This window comes from Chitinophaga sp. 22308 (assembly GCF_052045305.1).
In the GTDB taxonomy this organism is placed as follows: Bacteria; Bacteroidota; Bacteroidia; order Chitinophagales; family Chitinophagaceae; genus Chitinophaga; species Chitinophaga varians_A.
This window is the reverse complement of record NZ_JBQEOP010000008.1, coordinates 301315-317191: the sequence shown is the minus strand read 5'-3', so window position 1 is coordinate 317191 and position 15877 is coordinate 301315. Positions and strand designations below refer to the sequence as shown.

Sequence of the window (15877 nt, the reverse complement as noted above, 5' to 3'; positions counted from 1 at the left end):
CTGAAAGTTTACGGTTGAAGCATTAGAATGTCACGTTTACACCAAGGGAGTAGTTCTTCATCACGGGATAACCGTTTTGGTCGAGGCCCATACCACCCGGCATTCTCAGACCGAGCGATGAACGCTGGCTGGATGAAGGATTGGACTCGGGGTCCCAGCCGTCCCATTTGGTAATGGTGAGAAGGTTCTGCGCGTTCACGTACACGCTGGCTGCCTTGAGTATTTTCAGGCGGCTCAGCAGGCCCTCGGGCAGGGTATAGGTCAGCGTTACGTCTTGCAGGCGGATAAAGCTTCTGGACACATAAGGCCCGAAGTTTTCACCCAGCGTGGCAACATATGCTGCGATGCTTCTGTATTTGGCATTCGGATTATTAGGTGTCCAGTAGTCGTATACAAAGCCGTTATTGTTGCGGATATTGTCAGGGTTTTGCAGCATAATGCCGGGTGCGCCGAGGTACCCGTTTTTGCCGCCCTGGATAGTGTTGATGAAAAACTTCAGCTGGAATGCTTTGTACTGGAAGCTGTTGGAGATGCCCAGGCTGTAGGACGGATCGAGTTTGCCTAATATCTGTTTGTCCTCCGGGGTGATCTTTCCATCGCCGTTCACATCTTCCACGCGGTATTGCCCGGCTTTAAAGCCTTGTGCGGCGAGGCCGGCGGGGATTTGCTCGCCCAGCTGGTACATGCCGGTGATCTTATAGTCGTATACGACGCCGTAAGGCTGACCGATAAAGTAGCTTAATATCGGATCGCTGCCGTTGATCAGGTCATTTTTGGTACCGTCGATGTCCAGCACTTTGTTGCGGTTCCGGAAGAAGTTGGCGGTCACTTCCCATTTGAAGTTTTTGTTGGACACGGGTACGCCGGTGATGTTCAGTTCTTGTCCCCTGTTCTGGATTTTACCGATGTTGATCAGGAAGCTGTTGAAACCGGTGATGGTAGGCGTGGCCCTGGAGTTCAGCAGGTTGGTGGAATTGGAGAAGTACAGGTCCAGTGAGCCAAACAGCCGGTTGTCGAAGAAGGAAAAGTCTACGCCGGTGTTAAACGATTTGGTGGTTTCCCAGCGCAGGCCGGAGTTAGGCAACTGGCTCAGGAAGGAGCCGAGTTGTGCGCCGCCGGAGGTGCCGTAGAGGTAACCGCTGGACAATCCTACGGTCATCTGGGAAAGGGTCTGGTAGCGGCCGACGGTCCTGTTGCCGGTAGCGCCGTAAGACAGTCTCAGTTTCAGGTCGTTGACAGCGTTGGCAGACTTCAGGAAGTTTTCTTCTTTCAGGCGCCAGGCGAATGCAAGGGATGGGAAAGTAGCCCACTTGTTGGTGGCGGAGAAGCCGGAGAAACCGTCTCTTCTTACCGTACCGGTCAGGATATATTTTTTATCGAACGAATATGAGAGCCTGGCCATTTGGTACAGCGCTGTTTCCTGCCAGGGGAGTATGTCCATGTCGTTGGAAACGGTGAGCCGTGCCGGATCGCCCACGTCCAGCCTGTTGTAGGACAGTACGCCGTTGGTGATGCCGCCGGCGGACGTGCTGCTGCCGTCATGTTTGTTTTTTTCCGCGCCATACAGCAAAGTGAGGTCTACACCGTGTTTCCCGAAGTCCCTTTTATAGGTCAGGATGTTGTCTATCGTCAGGAAATAATTGGTCATGTATGTTTTGTAGGCGGTAGCTTCTACGTTAGGCGCATTGTAGTTGAACCTGTTCGTATAGATGTAGTTGTTACCGAAGTTCACGCGGTAGTTCAGTCCTTTGACCTGCGGGATGTCCACGCTGACGAAGAAGTTACCGATCATGTTCATGTTTCGGTCCAGGTCCCTGGAACGCCTGAGTACTTCCAGCGCGGTGGGCGTAGTGGTTTGCGCGTAGAACTCCAGCATCTGGCCTGTTTTAGGATCGAAGGGGAGGTTGTACGGTTTCAGGAACATGATATCGGAGAATGTGGGCGACACGCCGCTGTAATCGTTGATGGACAAACCTGTCTGTGCGCCTACTGTCAGCCATTCTGCGGGTTTGGCTTCGAGGTTGAGCCGGATGCTGTTTCTCCGGTAGTCGTCATTTTTAACCAGGTTCACCTGATCAAAATAACCATAACCTAAATAGAAACGGATCTTCTTTGACCTTCCGCTCAAGCCGATGTTATGGTTGTGTATCCTGGGGCGGGAGTTGGTCATTAAGTCCCACCAGTTGGCTTCATAACCGTTTTTATAGTTGTCGCCTTCTATGCCGGGCATTTTCGTAGTGGGGTCCCAGTTAGGGTTCATTTTAGTGGGATCGTTGGGATCACGGCTTTCGGTAAGGTACCAGTCGCCGAGCTTCTGTATATACTGGGCGCCGGAGGCAGGTCTCATGTCTTTTTTGGTCATCTCCTGCATAGAGTAGGACCCGCTGTAGTCTACCGTGAGCTTGTCTATCCCGCTGGCGCCGCTTTTGGTGGTGATCAGCACCACCCCGTTGGACGCCTGGGAGCCATACACGGCAGCAGCGCTGGCATCTTTCAACAGGTCGATGCTGGCGATATCTGACGGGTTGATGGAGGTGAGCGATCCCCGGTATATCAGGCCGTCCACTACGATCAGCGGGGAGGTAGTGCCGGAGATGGAGTTTCTGCCGCGTACCATCAGGGTAGGGTCGCTGCCGGCCCTGTTCACCTGTCCGACGGTGAGACCGGGCACTGTGCCTCTTAAAGAAGACATCACGTTGGCGTTGGGGGATTGTTTCTGCACCTGCAGGTCGGCCTTGGCTACTGCGCCGGTAACGTCCTGTCTTTTCCGGGTGCCATAGCCCACTACCACCACGCTGGTCAGTTCACTGACGGTAGACGTTAGTACCAGCGATAGTTCCGGGTTTTTGCCCTGGATGATTTTATATCCTGCAAATGATTTGGCGTCGTAGCCGATCATGCGGGAGCTGAAGGTGTAGTTGCCTGCCGGTAAGTTGGTGAAGGTGAATTTACCGACGCTGTCGGAGATGGCGACTTTCACGCGGTGGCCGTTGGACACCGCTTCCACAGATGCGCCGGGAAGTGGTGAACCGCCCGCGTCTTTAACTGTTCCGCTTACATGGCCGGTGTTTTGTTGAGCATACGTTTGCATAAACATAGCACAAATGGAGAGCATTGTGGCAATAGTTGTTTTTACTATTCCTCCCATAAAACGATTTTTTGAATGATAGATGTCTGGTGATAAAGCAATACCCGGAATAGCCTGTCAGGCTACTCATGTTGTACATTCTGTAGGTTTAAAAGTTTTTTCCTAACGTGTTTGGAATACTGGCGATGTTGGTTTGGTTTGTTGGTTTTATTTATGCAAAGGTTTGCATAAACGATGAAAAAATTATTGTTTTGGTTTTACATGACTTTAGATAATTGGCTGTTGAGTTTGATGACTTCGTTTTTCCGGGTGATGTAACTGGCGGACGAATCATTTGTTTTAATATGCAGGTTTCCGCCGAGCCTCGAGGTGACGGTAGCATGCAGCAGTTTTCCGTTTTGCCATTCCATGTCGATCACGAATCCGCCGCGTGCGCATAGGCCGGTCACACGGCCGGATGCCAGCGCATCAGGCAGGGAGGGCAGCAGCGCGATCTCAAAGGTGCCATCGCTTTTCCTGTGCTGGCTTTGCAGCAGCATTTCTGCGATAGCGGCGGTGGCACCGAAGTTGCCATCGATCTGAAAGGGCGGATGATTATCGAACAGGTTGGGCAGTGTTTTTTTGGTGAGCAGTCCGGACAGCAGCCGGAAGGCGTGGTTGCCGTCATGGAGGCGGTTCCACATATTGATTTTCCAGGCGAGGCTCCAGCCTGTGCCGTCATCGCCGCGGCCTTCCAGTGTTTTGCGTGCTGCTGCGGCCAGTTCAGGCGTGCCCTCCATGGTGATCTGGTTGCCGGGATATAAGCCAAAAAGATGGGAGGTATGCCGGTGATGCGGCTCTTTTTCGGGGTAATCTTCCGCCCATTCCATAATACGGCCGGTAGCGGGACTGATACGCACCGGTGCCAGCCGCTTTAACGTGGCAGCGCATTGTTCCCGGAAAGCAGCATCTATGCCCAGTGTGGAGGACGCAGCGATGCAGTTGCTCAGCAGGTCGTGAATGATTTCTATGTCCATGGTGGCGCCATAGGTAAATACAGAGCTGGTGCCATCGGGCAGCAGGAACGCATTCTCGGGAGAGTAGGAGGGGTTGGTGACCAGTTTGCCCGGGCATACAGTGCCTGCCGGCGCTTCCACGAGGAAGTCGAGCATAAATTCCGCTGCGCCTTTCATGAGCGGGTAACCCCGTTGTGACAGGAATGTTTTATCGCCGGTATAACAGTAATGTTCCCAAAGATGCTGTGCCAGCCATGCCGCGCCCATAGGCCATATACCCTGGGGACCGTCGGCGGGTGCGGTGAATCCCCAGGCGTCGGTCAGGTGATGTACCACCCAGCCTTTGGCGCCGTAGGTTTGCCGCGCGGTGCGTGCGCCGGGTTTGACGAGCGCTTCTTCCAGATCAAACAGCGGCTGGTGCAGTTCACTCAGGTTGGTGATTTCAGCCGGCCAGTAGTTCATCTGTACGTTGATATTGGTATGGTAGTCTGCATTCCATGGCGGCGTCATCTGCCAGGCCCAGAGTCCCTGCAGGTTGGCAGGCATATGCCCCGGTTGGGAACTGGAGATAAGGAGGTAGCGGCCAAACTGAAAATACAAGGCTACGAGGCCGGCATCGGGACTGCCCGTGCGGCGTGCATATTCCAGCCGTTCGTCGGTAGGCAACGCGGCGGCTACGGTGTCGCCTGTATGAAAATCCAGCGTCATCCTGTCGGCATACTTTTTATAAGCTGCGATGTGCGCTGATTTTAAAGCGGTATATGTCCTGGCAGCTGCTGCGGCAGCATAAGTTCTGCTTTGTTGTACCGGGTCGGTGCTAACGGTGGTAACACCTTTGGCCAGGTTTTTCAACCCGGGGTAATTGGTGGCACCGGTTATATATAAAGTGACATCGGTGGCATTTTCCACATACAGGATGCCGTTGTTGATGTAAACACGGCCGCCATTGTTCACGACTTTCGCGCGGGCTGCAAACCTTATCCCACGGGGATTTCCGGTGGTGTCTTTAATGGGTAGCCGGCCTTCCAGCAGAAGCGCGGTAGCATCTTTCGGATCGGGAACGCATTGTGCGTCCTGCTGCCGTTTAAGCGTAAAGCGGAAGTTTATTTTGTCACGCGCGCTGGCGGTAAATCTTACTACGACGGCGTTATCAACGAAAGAGGCGAAACTTTCCCGGGTATAGGTTACGCCGTCAGCAGTGTATTTTACGGTGGCCACGGCGGTGGAAACATCGAGGCTGCGACTGTAGTTCTCTGCGCTGGTAGTCGGTTGATCGAGCCACAGCTCACCGAGCGACTGGTATGGTTTTATCCTTTCGGGCACGCCCAGCATGGTTTTGCTGGCGAGTTTTACGGCTTCGTTGTTTTTGTTTTCAAACAGCAGCCGTCTTACTTCCGGCAATGCTTTTAAGGCCTCGGGATTGTCTGCGTCCCTCGGGTAGCCGTCCCATAATGTACTTTCGTTTAGCTGTATCCGTTCGTCCGCTACACCGCCGAATATCATGGCGCCCATGCGGCCGTTGCCTACCGGCAGAGCCTCTTCCCATACGCGTGCGGGACGGCGGTACCACAATACAGGCCCGTCGGGCTTGCCGGCCTGACCGCTGCATTGCGCCCTGTCGTCCCAACGGGCGGTGATGCTGGCAGTCCTTTCGGCAGCAGGCATGATGCCCGTCTGCGCTTGCGCAGTGGCTGTGGTAGTGGCAAACATCAATCCGGTGAACCAGATATAGTTTCTGAACGCGGAACGTATTGGTTGATACATCAATCGATTGTTTTTTTCAGGGACGTTGACAGAAAATTATAAAATAAATACTATCGCCGGCAGCAAATTCCTTCTACCGGTAAAATAATACCAGCAATTGCTCAATTAGTATTCAAAATGGCTGTGGATGGGCGATGTACGGGACTGGTCGTAGTGTGCTAGTGTTAAAACGACGCTTATTTTTCAGGTATATTGTTATACAAAAAGCCATGCAACCTGAAGAGAATCCAAAAGTTTGAACGGCTTTTTGATTGAGTGGCTTCAGTTACATGGCTTTTGTGTGTTAAAGAAAAAATGCGCATCTGTATTAGCTGCCCAATGCCAGTCTGATAGCTTCTTCTACAGGAGCGTAGGGGCATGCCCGTTCCATTTTCATCAGCCTGTCTTTCAACAGCAGCGGCGGCTGCGCCAGAAACCTTGGCGTTTTTCCCCGGTGTGCCTGCGCCGCGTGTACCAGAAAAGGATGGCAGAGGTATACTGTACCGGCGTTACCGACAGCGATTATTTCTTCCCTTAGCGGCAACGACGGAAGCTGTGCCGCTATCTCTAGAACAGTCATCCCTTGTTCTCCGGCCGGTTGCAGCAGCCGGGCAATGTCCAGGTGCGACCCCACACGAAGCCTTGTCGGCGCATCGTCCTCTCCGATATCGGAATACAGGAACAACATGAGCAGCCCCCTGTTCCTGGAATGCCAGTTGACCCGCCACTCAAGATAATTCACCTGATTATCGCCAAAGCTGGCATCTACATGCCAGCCAGTGTCTCCCGGATCTTCCACGGATGGAAAACGAACCGGGAAAGTACCCATGCTCCTGCAAGGCAGCCACCTGTCTTTTCCCACCAGCTGGTCAAAAGCGGTATGCAATACCGGTGTATTGGCTGATTGTACAAAAGGGGGCTGGGAATACATGCCCAGCCGGATAACGGGCTGCTTCCAGGCAGACGGGTCAGGACCAACGCCAAGGTCGTTCCACAAAATATCCCGTACCTCAGCAGCAAGGGCGGTACTAAAGGCATCGTCTATACGAATAAAACCTTTTTCAATAAACTGTTTTATCTGGGTTGCATTGAATACTTCTTCCATAAAAAAATGATGAGCATGAACAAATAGAATTATATCACACCTGTGATCAGGCGCGCTACAGTACAAAAGAAGAAGTATTAAAGTGTTGGTGTCATCCTCATAACCCTAAAAATAGGCAAAAAAGTCAATTCTTTCGAAAACACCCCCGCCCGGTCTTCTCAGCAATATATCTTTGGACGTTTCACCAAGCTATTTTGTAACTGGTTTGTTCAACTTTGTGGTGTACTAATTCTCTCGGTATATGAGCAAAACCATTTTAATAACAGGTGCAGCCAGCGGGTTTGGCAAAATTGCCGCGTTTAAACTGGCGGAAAAAGGAAATAACGTCATTGCCACAACGCAGGTATATCCGCAAATGAGCGACCTGATCCGCGAAGCGGCGGAAAAAGGCATAGAACTCACGGTAGACAAACTGGACGTGACCAACTCCCGCGATATCGCCTATGTGCTTAAAAAATATGACATCGATATTTTAATCAGCAACGCAGGTATTATGGAAGGCGGTCCTATAGCGGAACAACCGCTGGAACTGGTACGCTCCATGTTCGATGTGAATTTTTTCGGCGCCCTGGAACTGGCACAGGGGTTCATTAAAAAATTCATCCAACAGAAGAAAGGAAAGATAGTATTCACGTCCTCTATGGGAGGTCTGTGGACCGTGCCTTACGTGGCGGCATACTGTGCTTCCAAACACGCGCTGGAAGCTATTGCAGAGGGACTGAAAACAGAACTGGCCCCGTTTAATATTAAAATTGCCACCTGTAATCCCGGTGTTTTCGGGACAGGCTTTAACGACCGGGGAGCGGATTCCATTGGCCGCTGGTATGATCCGGCCGTTAATTTCACGCCGGCAAGCGCATTCGATGGAGTTGCTGACTCCCTCGCACATCAATTAAACCCCGAATCCATGGCAGACGTCATTGTAAATGTGGCGCTTGACGAAACCCCTAACTTTAGAAACGTGCATCCGAAAGAAACAGAAGATTTTGTGAAACAACTGCAAAGTGACGCCTGGTCAGTAAAAAGTTAGGGCAATGCACAGGCATTTGCCTGTGCATTTCTTTTATCATCCACCATAAAAAAACAAAAGATGAATATTACATATGACAGTGCGGTAAATGCTTTGTCGGCCGCCATAGAAAAAGCAAAAGAACTGAACACGCCGGTAAGCATCGCCGTGGTGGACGCCGGCGGCCACCTGGTGGCTTTCGGGCGTTGGAACAGCGTATATGGCGTGGCAGACTTCGCTGTGAAAAAAGCTAAAACGGCGGTCATGTTTGGCGTGGACACCGATGTCATGGGCGCCATCATTGCCGGCGCCGGTATGAACGGATACGGCATGATCAATGCCAATGACGGCCTGCTGACCATTGCAGGCGGTGTCACCATAAAAGACAAAACAGGAAATATCATTGGCGCCATAGCCTCGTCCGGTGGCACACCGGAACAGGACAAAGAAATTGCCATGGCCGGGGCATGCGGAAATCTTTAGGATTTCCGCGATATTCGTATTATGGAAGCAACATCTGAAATCATATTTGACAGGTTTGTCTATTCCTGCGCTTTTGAAAAGTACAGAGGACATGAAGAGTTTATACCCGAACATTTTTTGGGGTTTCAACTCGCAGGGGAGACACATGCGTTCCATGCTGATGGTCAGGCCATCATCCGGGAAAATACCGTGGTGTTTGTCCCTAAAAATCAGCTCATCCGCACCATTAAATATCCCTCCAAAGAAGGAAACTATCAGTTCCTGGCTATCACACTCGATACAGAGGCATTGCGGCGCTACGCGGCGGAAAACAAAATCAGCGTCAGTAAGGGATACAGGAACAATCAAAAACTGTTCTTCAAACCGGACGAGTTTTTCAAGAGTTATTTTCTGTCGCTGTCCCCTTATGTTAACCGCACTAAACAAGCTACTCCCAAACTGGCAGACCTGAAAATCAGAGAGGCCATAGAACTGCTGCTGCAAAGCAATCCGGATTTCAAAAACCTGCTGTTTGATTTTTCGGAGCCGCACAAAATAGACCTGCAGGAGTTTATGCAACAGAACTATATGTTCAACGTTCCGGTGGCCACCCTGGCCAGACTGACCGGGCGAAGCCTCTCCGGCTTTAAACGTGATTTCGCGAAAACATTCGGCACCACCCCTAAAATATGGCTGAAAGAAAGACGGCTGGAGGAAGCACATTACCTCATCAGGCATAAACAACAAAGGCCGGCGGACTTCTACCTGGACCTGGGCTTTGAAAACCTGTCCCACTTTTATTTTGCGTTCAGGCAGAAGTATGGTGTTACAACTTCAGCACTATAAGTCCGTCCGCAGAACAGCGCCATTGGCCGCATTTGTCACCAACGCCCGGTATTGGCCCAGCCACCTGGACGACAAGGGTTTCCTGACCGGCACAAATGCAGCTTTTCTGTTGGTGATCTCCTCATCAGACAGGTTGACGGACAGTATGTACTTGTCCACGTCGATATGTATTTCATCGCCGTCCTGCAGCAGCCCTATCATACCGCCTTCCGCAGCTTCCGGCGATACGTGTCCGATGGCCGCGCCGCGTGTGGCGCCGCTAAACCGCCCGTCTGTTACCAGCGCTACGGTGCTTCCCAGGCCCATGCCCATTAGCAGGCTCGTCGGCGTCAGCATCTCCTGCATACCCGGTCCGCCTTTGGGGCCTTCATACCGGACCACTACCACGTCACCTGCCTGAACTTTTCCCATCATGATGCCAGCTACCGCATCTGCCTGTCCGTCGAAACATACGGCCTTACCGGTGAAAACACGGGAGCCGGTAATGCCGGCTGTTTTAACGACTGCCCCCTCGGTGGCCAGGTTGCCATAAAGGATGGCCAGGCCGCCCACAGCGCTGTAGGGATTGTGAATAGGGTGAATGATGTTTTCATCTGCGATCTCCGCGTTGGCAATTCTTTCCAGCAGTGTTTCCCCGGTAATGGTCAGATTGTCTGCCAGCACTTCAGTGCCGCGTTTGCTGATTTCTTTCATTACCGCATTTACGCCGCCCGCCCTGTTGATATCTTCCATGTGGACGGTCGTCAGGCTGGGAGATATTTTGGCGATATGCGAAACGTTGTGGGAAATCGTATTGATGTCTTTCAGCTGGAAATCAACCCCGGCTTCATGGGCGATGGCGAGCATATGCAACACGGTGTTGGTGCTTCCGCCCATCGCCATGTCTACGGCAAAAGCGTTTCTGACGGCTTTTGCGTTCAGGATATTTTTTAGTTTGAACTGTTCGCGTGCCGCGGAATCTTTCGCGATCTCGCAAATCCGCCGGGCAGCCGCCCTGTAAAGGGCTTCGCGCTCTTTTGTCTGCGCCGGTATGGTGCCGTTGCCCGGCAGTGCGATGCCCATCGCTTCCATCAGGGTGTTCATGGAATTGGCGGTGAACATGCCGGAACAGCTGCCGGCGCCGGGACAGGCATTGCATTCAATGTCCAACAGCTGTTCGGCTGTTATTTTGCCGGCCTCGTGTTGTCCGACTGCTTCAAATGCAGTGGCCAGATCGATCGGAGTGCCCGATTTCGTATAGCCTTTGGCCATGGGGCCGCCGCTAACGAAAACGGTAGGCACGTCCACCCGCAGCGCGCCCATGATCATGCCCGGAACTATTTTGTCGCAGTTGGGGATGGCAATCATGGCATCAAGCTTATGTGCATTCATCACGCTCTCCACTGAACTGGCGATCAGCTCCCTGCTGGGAAGGGAATAGAGCATCCCGTCATGTCCCATAGCGATGCCGTCGTCGATGCCGATGGTGTTGAACTCGAATGGGACGCAGCCGTTTGCCCTGATCTCATCTTTGATGATGTCTGCCACCTTATCCAGGAAGAAATGGCCGGGAATGATTTCTATGAAAGAATTGGCCACTCCGATAAATGGTTTGGAAAAATCCTCGTCTTTGAGGCCTGTGGCCCGCAACAGGGAACGGTGAGGCGTTCGCTGATGACCTTTTTTTACTTCATCGCTTCTCATAAATATTTTTTGAAATAATAGGTTGATGACTAATGTGACTTCAGCCTGCTGAGGGTTTCAGGGGATATGTTCAGATAGGAGGCCAGGTTGGCATTGGATAGCCGCTGCACCAGTTCCGGGTTGTTCTGTAACAGGCTGCGGTACCGCTCTGAGGCATTCTGTGTCAGTAGGCTGCTGAGTTTGGAGGTGACTACCGTCAACCCATACTCGAGAATATAGATATAGACTTTGTCCCATGCCGGAATAGTTTCCCGAAGCCGGAAGAAGTCATGGTGGGAGATGGCCAGCAGTTCCGATGTCTCCACTGCCTGGATATACTCCGGGGCGGGTTTTCCCGAAATAAAGCTGACGATAGAGGTGAGAAAGGTATGCTCAAAGGCCATAAACCGGGTGGAGAGGCCGTGGTTTTCGTTGTGGTAATACAGGCGGAGACACCCTTTACTAATAAAATATAACTTATCGGCGACCTGGTTTTCGCTGAGTAACAGGTCGTTCTTTTTGGCAGTGACCGGCTTAAAGCAGGCCATCGCCGCTTCCAGCTGAACTTCGTCCAGCTTTGCTTTTGCCTGTATCAGGTCCGCAAGTACTGTCATCATGGTGAATGAATTACGGTGCCAAATTTCTGATAAATAATACTCAAAAGCATTGACCTTCATCAAAATCGGGAGAAGGCGTCATCTTATCTGGTGGTCCATTCTCCCACCAGTTTGCGGTAGGTTTCTCCGATAGGCAGAAAAGTGCCGTCAACCATCTGAATTTGATTTCCTTCAATGACCCTGATTTTGTTCAGCGGGATGATGTAGGAGCGGTGAATACGGACAAACAGCTTCGGTGGCAGCTTTTCAAGGATGTCTTTCATCGTTTCCAATACCATGATCTTTTCCTCCGTGGTATGTATCCGGATATAATCTTTGAGCCCTTCGATGTACAGAATATCGTCAGTGGCGATTTTATAATGTTTGCGGTCAGCTTTTACAAACAGGGAATTATCGGTGCCCTCCGCAGGCTGGAAGGTTTCCTGCCAGCGGAAGTACTTCTCCACGCTCTGGTAAAACCGGTTAAAGGTGACCGGCTTCAGCAGAAAATCCACTACATGAAACTGAAATGCGTCCAGTGCATATTCAGCATAGGCGGAGATGATGATGAAATTATGTTTTTGATTGAACAGCTGCATGAGTTCGATGCCCGTCAGTTGTGGCATTTGGATATCCAGGAAAATCAGGTCCACCGTTTCCCTGTTCAGCACTTCAATGGCCTTGTACACGTCACTGTCGGCGTACAGCACGTTCAGCTGCGGTACTTTGGAGGCGTAGTCCGCAATCAGTTTCACGGCAAACGGCTCGTCGTCTAATATGATACAGTTTATCTTTTTCTTCATGGAAGTTGAATTTGCAGTTCGGCGGTGAACCGGTTGTTGTCGCGGGTCAGGTGTAACTGATGCGCGCCGGGATAATGAATTTGCAACCGTTTTTTCAGATTATCAAGTCCTATGCCGCCCAGCTTGTCTTTTTGTTGGGTGCCGATCTCGTTAAACGTTTTAAAAATGAGCTGTTGATAATTGGCGGTGAGGGTTATCTCAATGGGCGTTTCGCCAGACGTGGCCCCGTGTTTCAGCGCATTTTCCACCAGCGGTGACAGGATATAGGGAGGGATTTCAATACGCTCATTCTCCACCTGGCTGGTAAAATGTATAAAACCGGTTTCCTGGTGCCGTAGTTGTTCCAGTTCGATATATGCCTGGATGTAGCTGATCTCATCTGCCAGCCGGATTTTTTCTTTTTGCGATTCGTATGTGGTGAACCGCATTACCTGGCTGAGCTTTTCAATCGCCGTCAGAGACTTGTCCGATTGAAAATAAACCATGGAGTAGATATTATTCAGCGTATTGAAGATAAAATGAGGGTTGATCTGGGCCTTCAGGAACTTGATCTCCGTGTTTTTATTTTCTTCCAGGATGGTATTGTTATACTCCAGCAACCGGATGAAATAGATGCCCAGCCAGAGAAAGGAACTGAAGATAATGGGCATGCTGCTGTAGTGCAGGTTGTCCAGCATATAATTGAGAAACGTGGGATCGGTGTAGTTTGTCTGGTTAAACAGTACCCCGGTGATCACCTGCTCTGTTAACCATCTCGCGCCGGTAAAGAACAGATAGGAGATAAACAGGCCTGCCAGCAGCTTTGTCCACCGGAATGATTTGAACACCTGCTTCATCACAATAAAGTAGTGGAAGTAGAAAGTAAGCACAAATACGATCACGTAGGTGGTGTAAAACAGATCGGGCACGAGTATTTTGGCGTAGAAAGGATTTTTAACGAACGTGAAATAAGCGGTCAGTATCCAGAATACAACATGGACCAATAATTCCCTTTTTCCCGATAATGTGCCCCGATATAGCATTAGCCTGTTTTTTACAAAGCTATCCATTTCCCAAAAGATACAAAACCGGGTTCGTCGGAAAACGGCAGGGGTTTGTCGATAAAAGTAGCTGAAAGCAGCTAAACCACGCAGTTTTGTGCCACATTTAATCACAGCACATGAAGCAAATACTCTTTTTACTGGTAGCGGTTTTATATGGTTCCCAGGCATTATGCCAGCAATTTTCTGTCAGCGGCAAGGTTGTCAACCAACGTAAGGAAGCCGTAGGTTTCGTATATGCGGGGTTGCTAAAGCAGGATTCGGTGCCGGCGGCACAGGCCATGGCAGACAGTTTGGGCCGTTTCTCCCTCAAAGCGCCGAAGGGCGCCTACCGGTTGGTCATCAGGCAGTTCGGGAATACGGGCCTCGACAGGGAGATGGTGCTGGACAGGGATATGGACCTGGGAACGATTGAAATCCACGAGGGAACGGAGTTACAGGGCGTTACCATCACTTCTGCGAAGAAACTGGTGGAGCAAAAGGTGGACCGGCTGGTCTTCAATGTGGAGAAGGCGGTCATGCCTACCGGCGGCACCGCCCTGGACGCGCTGAAAGCCACACCGGGCGTAAGGGTGCAGCAGGACAATGTGTCTATAGTGGGAAAAGGGGAAGTGCTGGTGATGGTGGAAGACCATCTGCAGCGCATGTCTGCCGAAGACCTGGCCGTTTTCCTGAAATCCATTCCGGCAGATAACATTAAAAGCATAGAAGTGATCACTGCCCCACCGGCAAAATATGATGCCGAAGGCAACAGCGGGTTGATCAACATCAAACTGAAAAAAGCCAGGGCTAATTCATGGGACGCCAGTATCGGCGCCGCCTATACGCAGAAAACCTACGGTGGTGCAAGCCTCCAGGGACTGTTTAACTACAATCACGGGAAAATCGCCTTGCAGGCTTCTCTCAGCAAAAGCACACAGCAACTGCTGACTACTTCCGAAGGACAGATATTTTACCCGCACGAACAATGGCAGCAGGATATCAGCAACCGGTCCAAAACAAATGTGCTCAGCGCCGGTTTGGGCATCGACTATAAATTAACGGCCAAATGGACCACCGGCATTAAATACCTCGGCAGCTTTACCGATAAAACATCGGAGAACAGCCCGCTGACCACCCGCTTCGGAAATACAGAAAAAGCAGTGAATGGCTACATCGCCTCAAATGCTGACGCCAATAACCAACCCAATATGAACGCCCTTAACTGGTACCACGCTTTCGCACTGGATTCGCAGGGAAAACGTATTACCGTGGACGTTGACTTTTTCAGCTATCGTAAAAAAGACGGCCGTTTCTTTAGCGGCAATGAACTGGCCGCAGACAAAAGCATTGTGCCTGGCACATTTTTCTCTTCCACCAACACCAATGCCAACAAAATCAATAACTACTCCGGCAAGCTGGATGTGTCCCTGCCTTACGCCTGGGCGAACGTCAGCTTTGGTGGCAAAGTCTCCTATACCAATACCAACAACGACCTGGTGGTATATGACCATCACACCGGAAGCCCGGTGTTCAATACCAATCAGTCCAATGTTTTTAACTACCAGGAATATAATGAGGCGTTGTATTTTTCTGCCAACAGGAAGCTGGGCGTGAAATGGGAAACACAGCTGGGTTTACGGGCAGAAGCCACGCAAACCAAAGGTTATTCCAAAAACCTGGACCAGACTAACACCAACAGGTATATGCAGTTGTTTCCCACCGCATATGTAACGTATGTGCCTGATGAGAAAAATTCTTTCTCGCTCAACTACAGCCGCAGAATCCGCCGGCCGGACTTTGATTACCTGAACCCGTTTGTTGTCCGTACCAGTCCTTATTTCTACTCCGAAGGGAATCCGTTCTTAAAGCCTTCGTATATCGATAACCTGGAACTGTCTTATGTGAGAAACCAGCAGTGGGTAAGTGCCGTCTACTATTCAAAGGTGACTGATTTCGGGCAGGAGCTTTCTATTGTGGACAGCGTGACCAATATCACCCGGCAGACGCCCGTGAATTATGGCAATACGTATCAGCTGGGATTTTCCACTTATTATAACGTGAGCCCGTGGCCGTGGTGGAGCAGCTTCACCGGTTTTAACGTGAACTATCAGCATGTTAAATCCAGCTCGGCATTTATCGCCTCAACAGACGGATATAACGGTTACTGTTATACGAACAATGACTTTACCCTGAACAAGCCGAAGACGCTCTTCTTCAGTGTCAATTATGCGTTGCAGCTGCCGGGCCGTTACCAGATCTTCCATATTTCCACGATGAATATCCTGGATGTATCAGTGAAGTTCCTGATGGCCAACAAGAAGTTATCACTGACCGTTACCGGTGAGGACCTGTTGAACGCCCAACGGCCGCTCATCACGTATTATTCCAACGGCATTAAAAACACCGTTCGCAGTTATGGTGATACCAGAGGGTTCAGGGTTTCGCTGAGTTATAAATTCGGCAAAAGCAATATTCAGTTTAAACAGCGTGATTTTGGTAATGAAGATGAACGGAACAGGACAAACTAGCTGCTTCCTGCTCCGTTC

At 50.8% G+C, this 15877-nt stretch carries 11 protein-coding genes; 4 read left to right on the top strand and 7 right to left on the bottom strand.

Annotated elements, in window-relative coordinates:
- Positions 1–22: 22 nt before the first annotated feature.
- The 3 genes from ACTJJS_RS29670 to ACTJJS_RS29660 form a co-directional block, all read right to left on the bottom strand.
- Positions 23–3148: a SusC/RagA family TonB-linked outer membrane protein gene (locus tag ACTJJS_RS29670; protein ID WP_440667280.1), complete on the bottom strand. Its 3126-nt coding sequence runs from the start codon at positions 3146–3148 to the stop codon at positions 23–25.
- Positions 3149–3345: 197 nt separating this feature from the next.
- On the bottom strand, positions 3346–5847 hold the full coding sequence (locus ACTJJS_RS29665) for a glycoside hydrolase family 95 protein (protein ID WP_440667279.1): 2502 nt from the start codon (positions 5845–5847) through the stop codon (positions 3346–3348).
- 307 nt (positions 5848–6154) lie between these two features.
- Positions 6155–6931 carry a phytanoyl-CoA dioxygenase family protein gene (locus tag ACTJJS_RS29660; RefSeq protein WP_440667277.1) on the bottom strand — a complete coding sequence of 259 codons (777 nt, stop codon included), beginning with the start codon at positions 6929–6931 and terminating at the stop codon, positions 6155–6157.
- Positions 6932–7172: 241 nt separating this feature from the next.
- Here ACTJJS_RS29660 and ACTJJS_RS29655 point away from each other — a divergent pair, with 241 nt between their 5' ends.
- From ACTJJS_RS29655 to ACTJJS_RS29645, 3 genes are read left to right on the top strand one after another with little or no spacing between them, the layout of a single operon-like run.
- Positions 7173–7961, top strand: a complete 789-nt coding sequence (locus ACTJJS_RS29655; RefSeq protein WP_440667275.1) for an SDR family oxidoreductase — start codon at positions 7173–7175, stop codon at positions 7959–7961.
- 60 nt (positions 7962–8021) lie between these two features.
- Complete coding sequence (locus ACTJJS_RS29650) at positions 8022–8423, top strand: GlcG/HbpS family heme-binding protein (RefSeq protein ID WP_440667273.1); 402 nt, start codon at positions 8022–8024, stop codon at positions 8421–8423.
- Positions 8424–8444: 21 nt separating this feature from the next.
- Positions 8445–9248, top strand: coding sequence for a helix-turn-helix domain-containing protein (locus ACTJJS_RS29645; protein WP_440667272.1), 804 nt, complete (start codon positions 8445–8447; stop codon positions 9246–9248).
- Here the strand turns inward: ACTJJS_RS29645 and ilvD are convergent.
- The 4 genes from ilvD to ACTJJS_RS29625 all read right to left on the bottom strand — a co-directional run bounded on the left by ilvD (position 9243) and on the right by ACTJJS_RS29625 (position 13292).
- Positions 9243–10931, bottom strand: a complete 1689-nt coding sequence (gene ilvD, locus ACTJJS_RS29640) for a dihydroxy-acid dehydratase (protein WP_440667270.1) — start codon at positions 10929–10931, stop codon at positions 9243–9245. The two genes, ACTJJS_RS29645 and ilvD, sit on opposite strands and share 6 nt — an antisense overlap.
- A gap of 29 nt (positions 10932–10960) precedes the next feature.
- Positions 10961–11527 carry a Crp/Fnr family transcriptional regulator gene (locus ACTJJS_RS29635; RefSeq protein ID WP_440667268.1) on the bottom strand — a complete coding sequence of 189 codons (567 nt, stop codon included), beginning with the start codon at positions 11525–11527 and terminating at the stop codon, positions 10961–10963.
- A gap of 83 nt (positions 11528–11610) precedes the next feature.
- Positions 11611–12309: a LytR/AlgR family response regulator transcription factor gene (locus tag ACTJJS_RS29630; protein ID WP_440667267.1), complete on the bottom strand. Its 699-nt coding sequence runs from the start codon at positions 12307–12309 to the stop codon at positions 11611–11613.
- Positions 12306–13292: a sensor histidine kinase gene (locus tag ACTJJS_RS29625; RefSeq protein WP_440667265.1), complete on the bottom strand. Its 987-nt coding sequence runs from the start codon at positions 13290–13292 to the stop codon at positions 12306–12308. The genes ACTJJS_RS29630 and ACTJJS_RS29625 overlap by 4 nt, the downstream gene beginning before the upstream one ends.
- 176 nt (positions 13293–13468) lie before the next feature.
- Here ACTJJS_RS29625 and ACTJJS_RS29620 point away from each other — a divergent pair, with 176 nt between their 5' ends.
- Positions 13469–15859: a TonB-dependent receptor domain-containing protein gene (locus ACTJJS_RS29620; protein WP_440667263.1), complete on the top strand. Its 2391-nt coding sequence runs from the start codon at positions 13469–13471 to the stop codon at positions 15857–15859.
- The last annotated feature ends 18 nt before the right edge of the window (positions 15860–15877 follow it).

Excerpts from the sequence above, each read along its gene's own strand:
- ACTJJS_RS29670 (WP_440667280.1), bottom strand. The coding sequence starts at position 3,148 with ATGGGAGGAATAGTAAAAACAACTATTGCCACAATGCTCTCCATTTGT.
- ACTJJS_RS29665 (WP_440667279.1), bottom strand. The coding sequence starts at position 5,847 with ATGTATCAACCAATACGTTCCGCGTTCAGAAACTATATCTGGTTCACC.
- ACTJJS_RS29660 (WP_440667277.1), bottom strand. The coding sequence starts at position 6,931 with ATGGAAGAAGTATTCAATGCAACCCAGATAAAACAGTTTATTGAAAAA.
- ACTJJS_RS29655 (WP_440667275.1), top strand. The coding sequence starts at position 7,173 with ATGAGCAAAACCATTTTAATAACAGGTGCAGCCAGCGGGTTTGGCAAA.
- ACTJJS_RS29650 (WP_440667273.1), top strand. The coding sequence starts at position 8,022 with ATGAATATTACATATGACAGTGCGGTAAATGCTTTGTCGGCCGCCATA.
- ACTJJS_RS29645 (WP_440667272.1), top strand. The coding sequence starts at position 8,445 with ATGGAAGCAACATCTGAAATCATATTTGACAGGTTTGTCTATTCCTGC.
- ilvD (WP_440667270.1), bottom strand. The coding sequence starts at position 10,931 with ATGAGAAGCGATGAAGTAAAAAAAGGTCATCAGCGAACGCCTCACCGT.
- ACTJJS_RS29635 (WP_440667268.1), bottom strand. The coding sequence starts at position 11,527 with ATGATGACAGTACTTGCGGACCTGATACAGGCAAAAGCAAAGCTGGAC.
- ACTJJS_RS29630 (WP_440667267.1), bottom strand. The coding sequence starts at position 12,309 with ATGAAGAAAAAGATAAACTGTATCATATTAGACGACGAGCCGTTTGCC.
- ACTJJS_RS29620 (WP_440667263.1), top strand. The coding sequence starts at position 13,469 with ATGAAGCAAATACTCTTTTTACTGGTAGCGGTTTTATATGGTTCCCAG.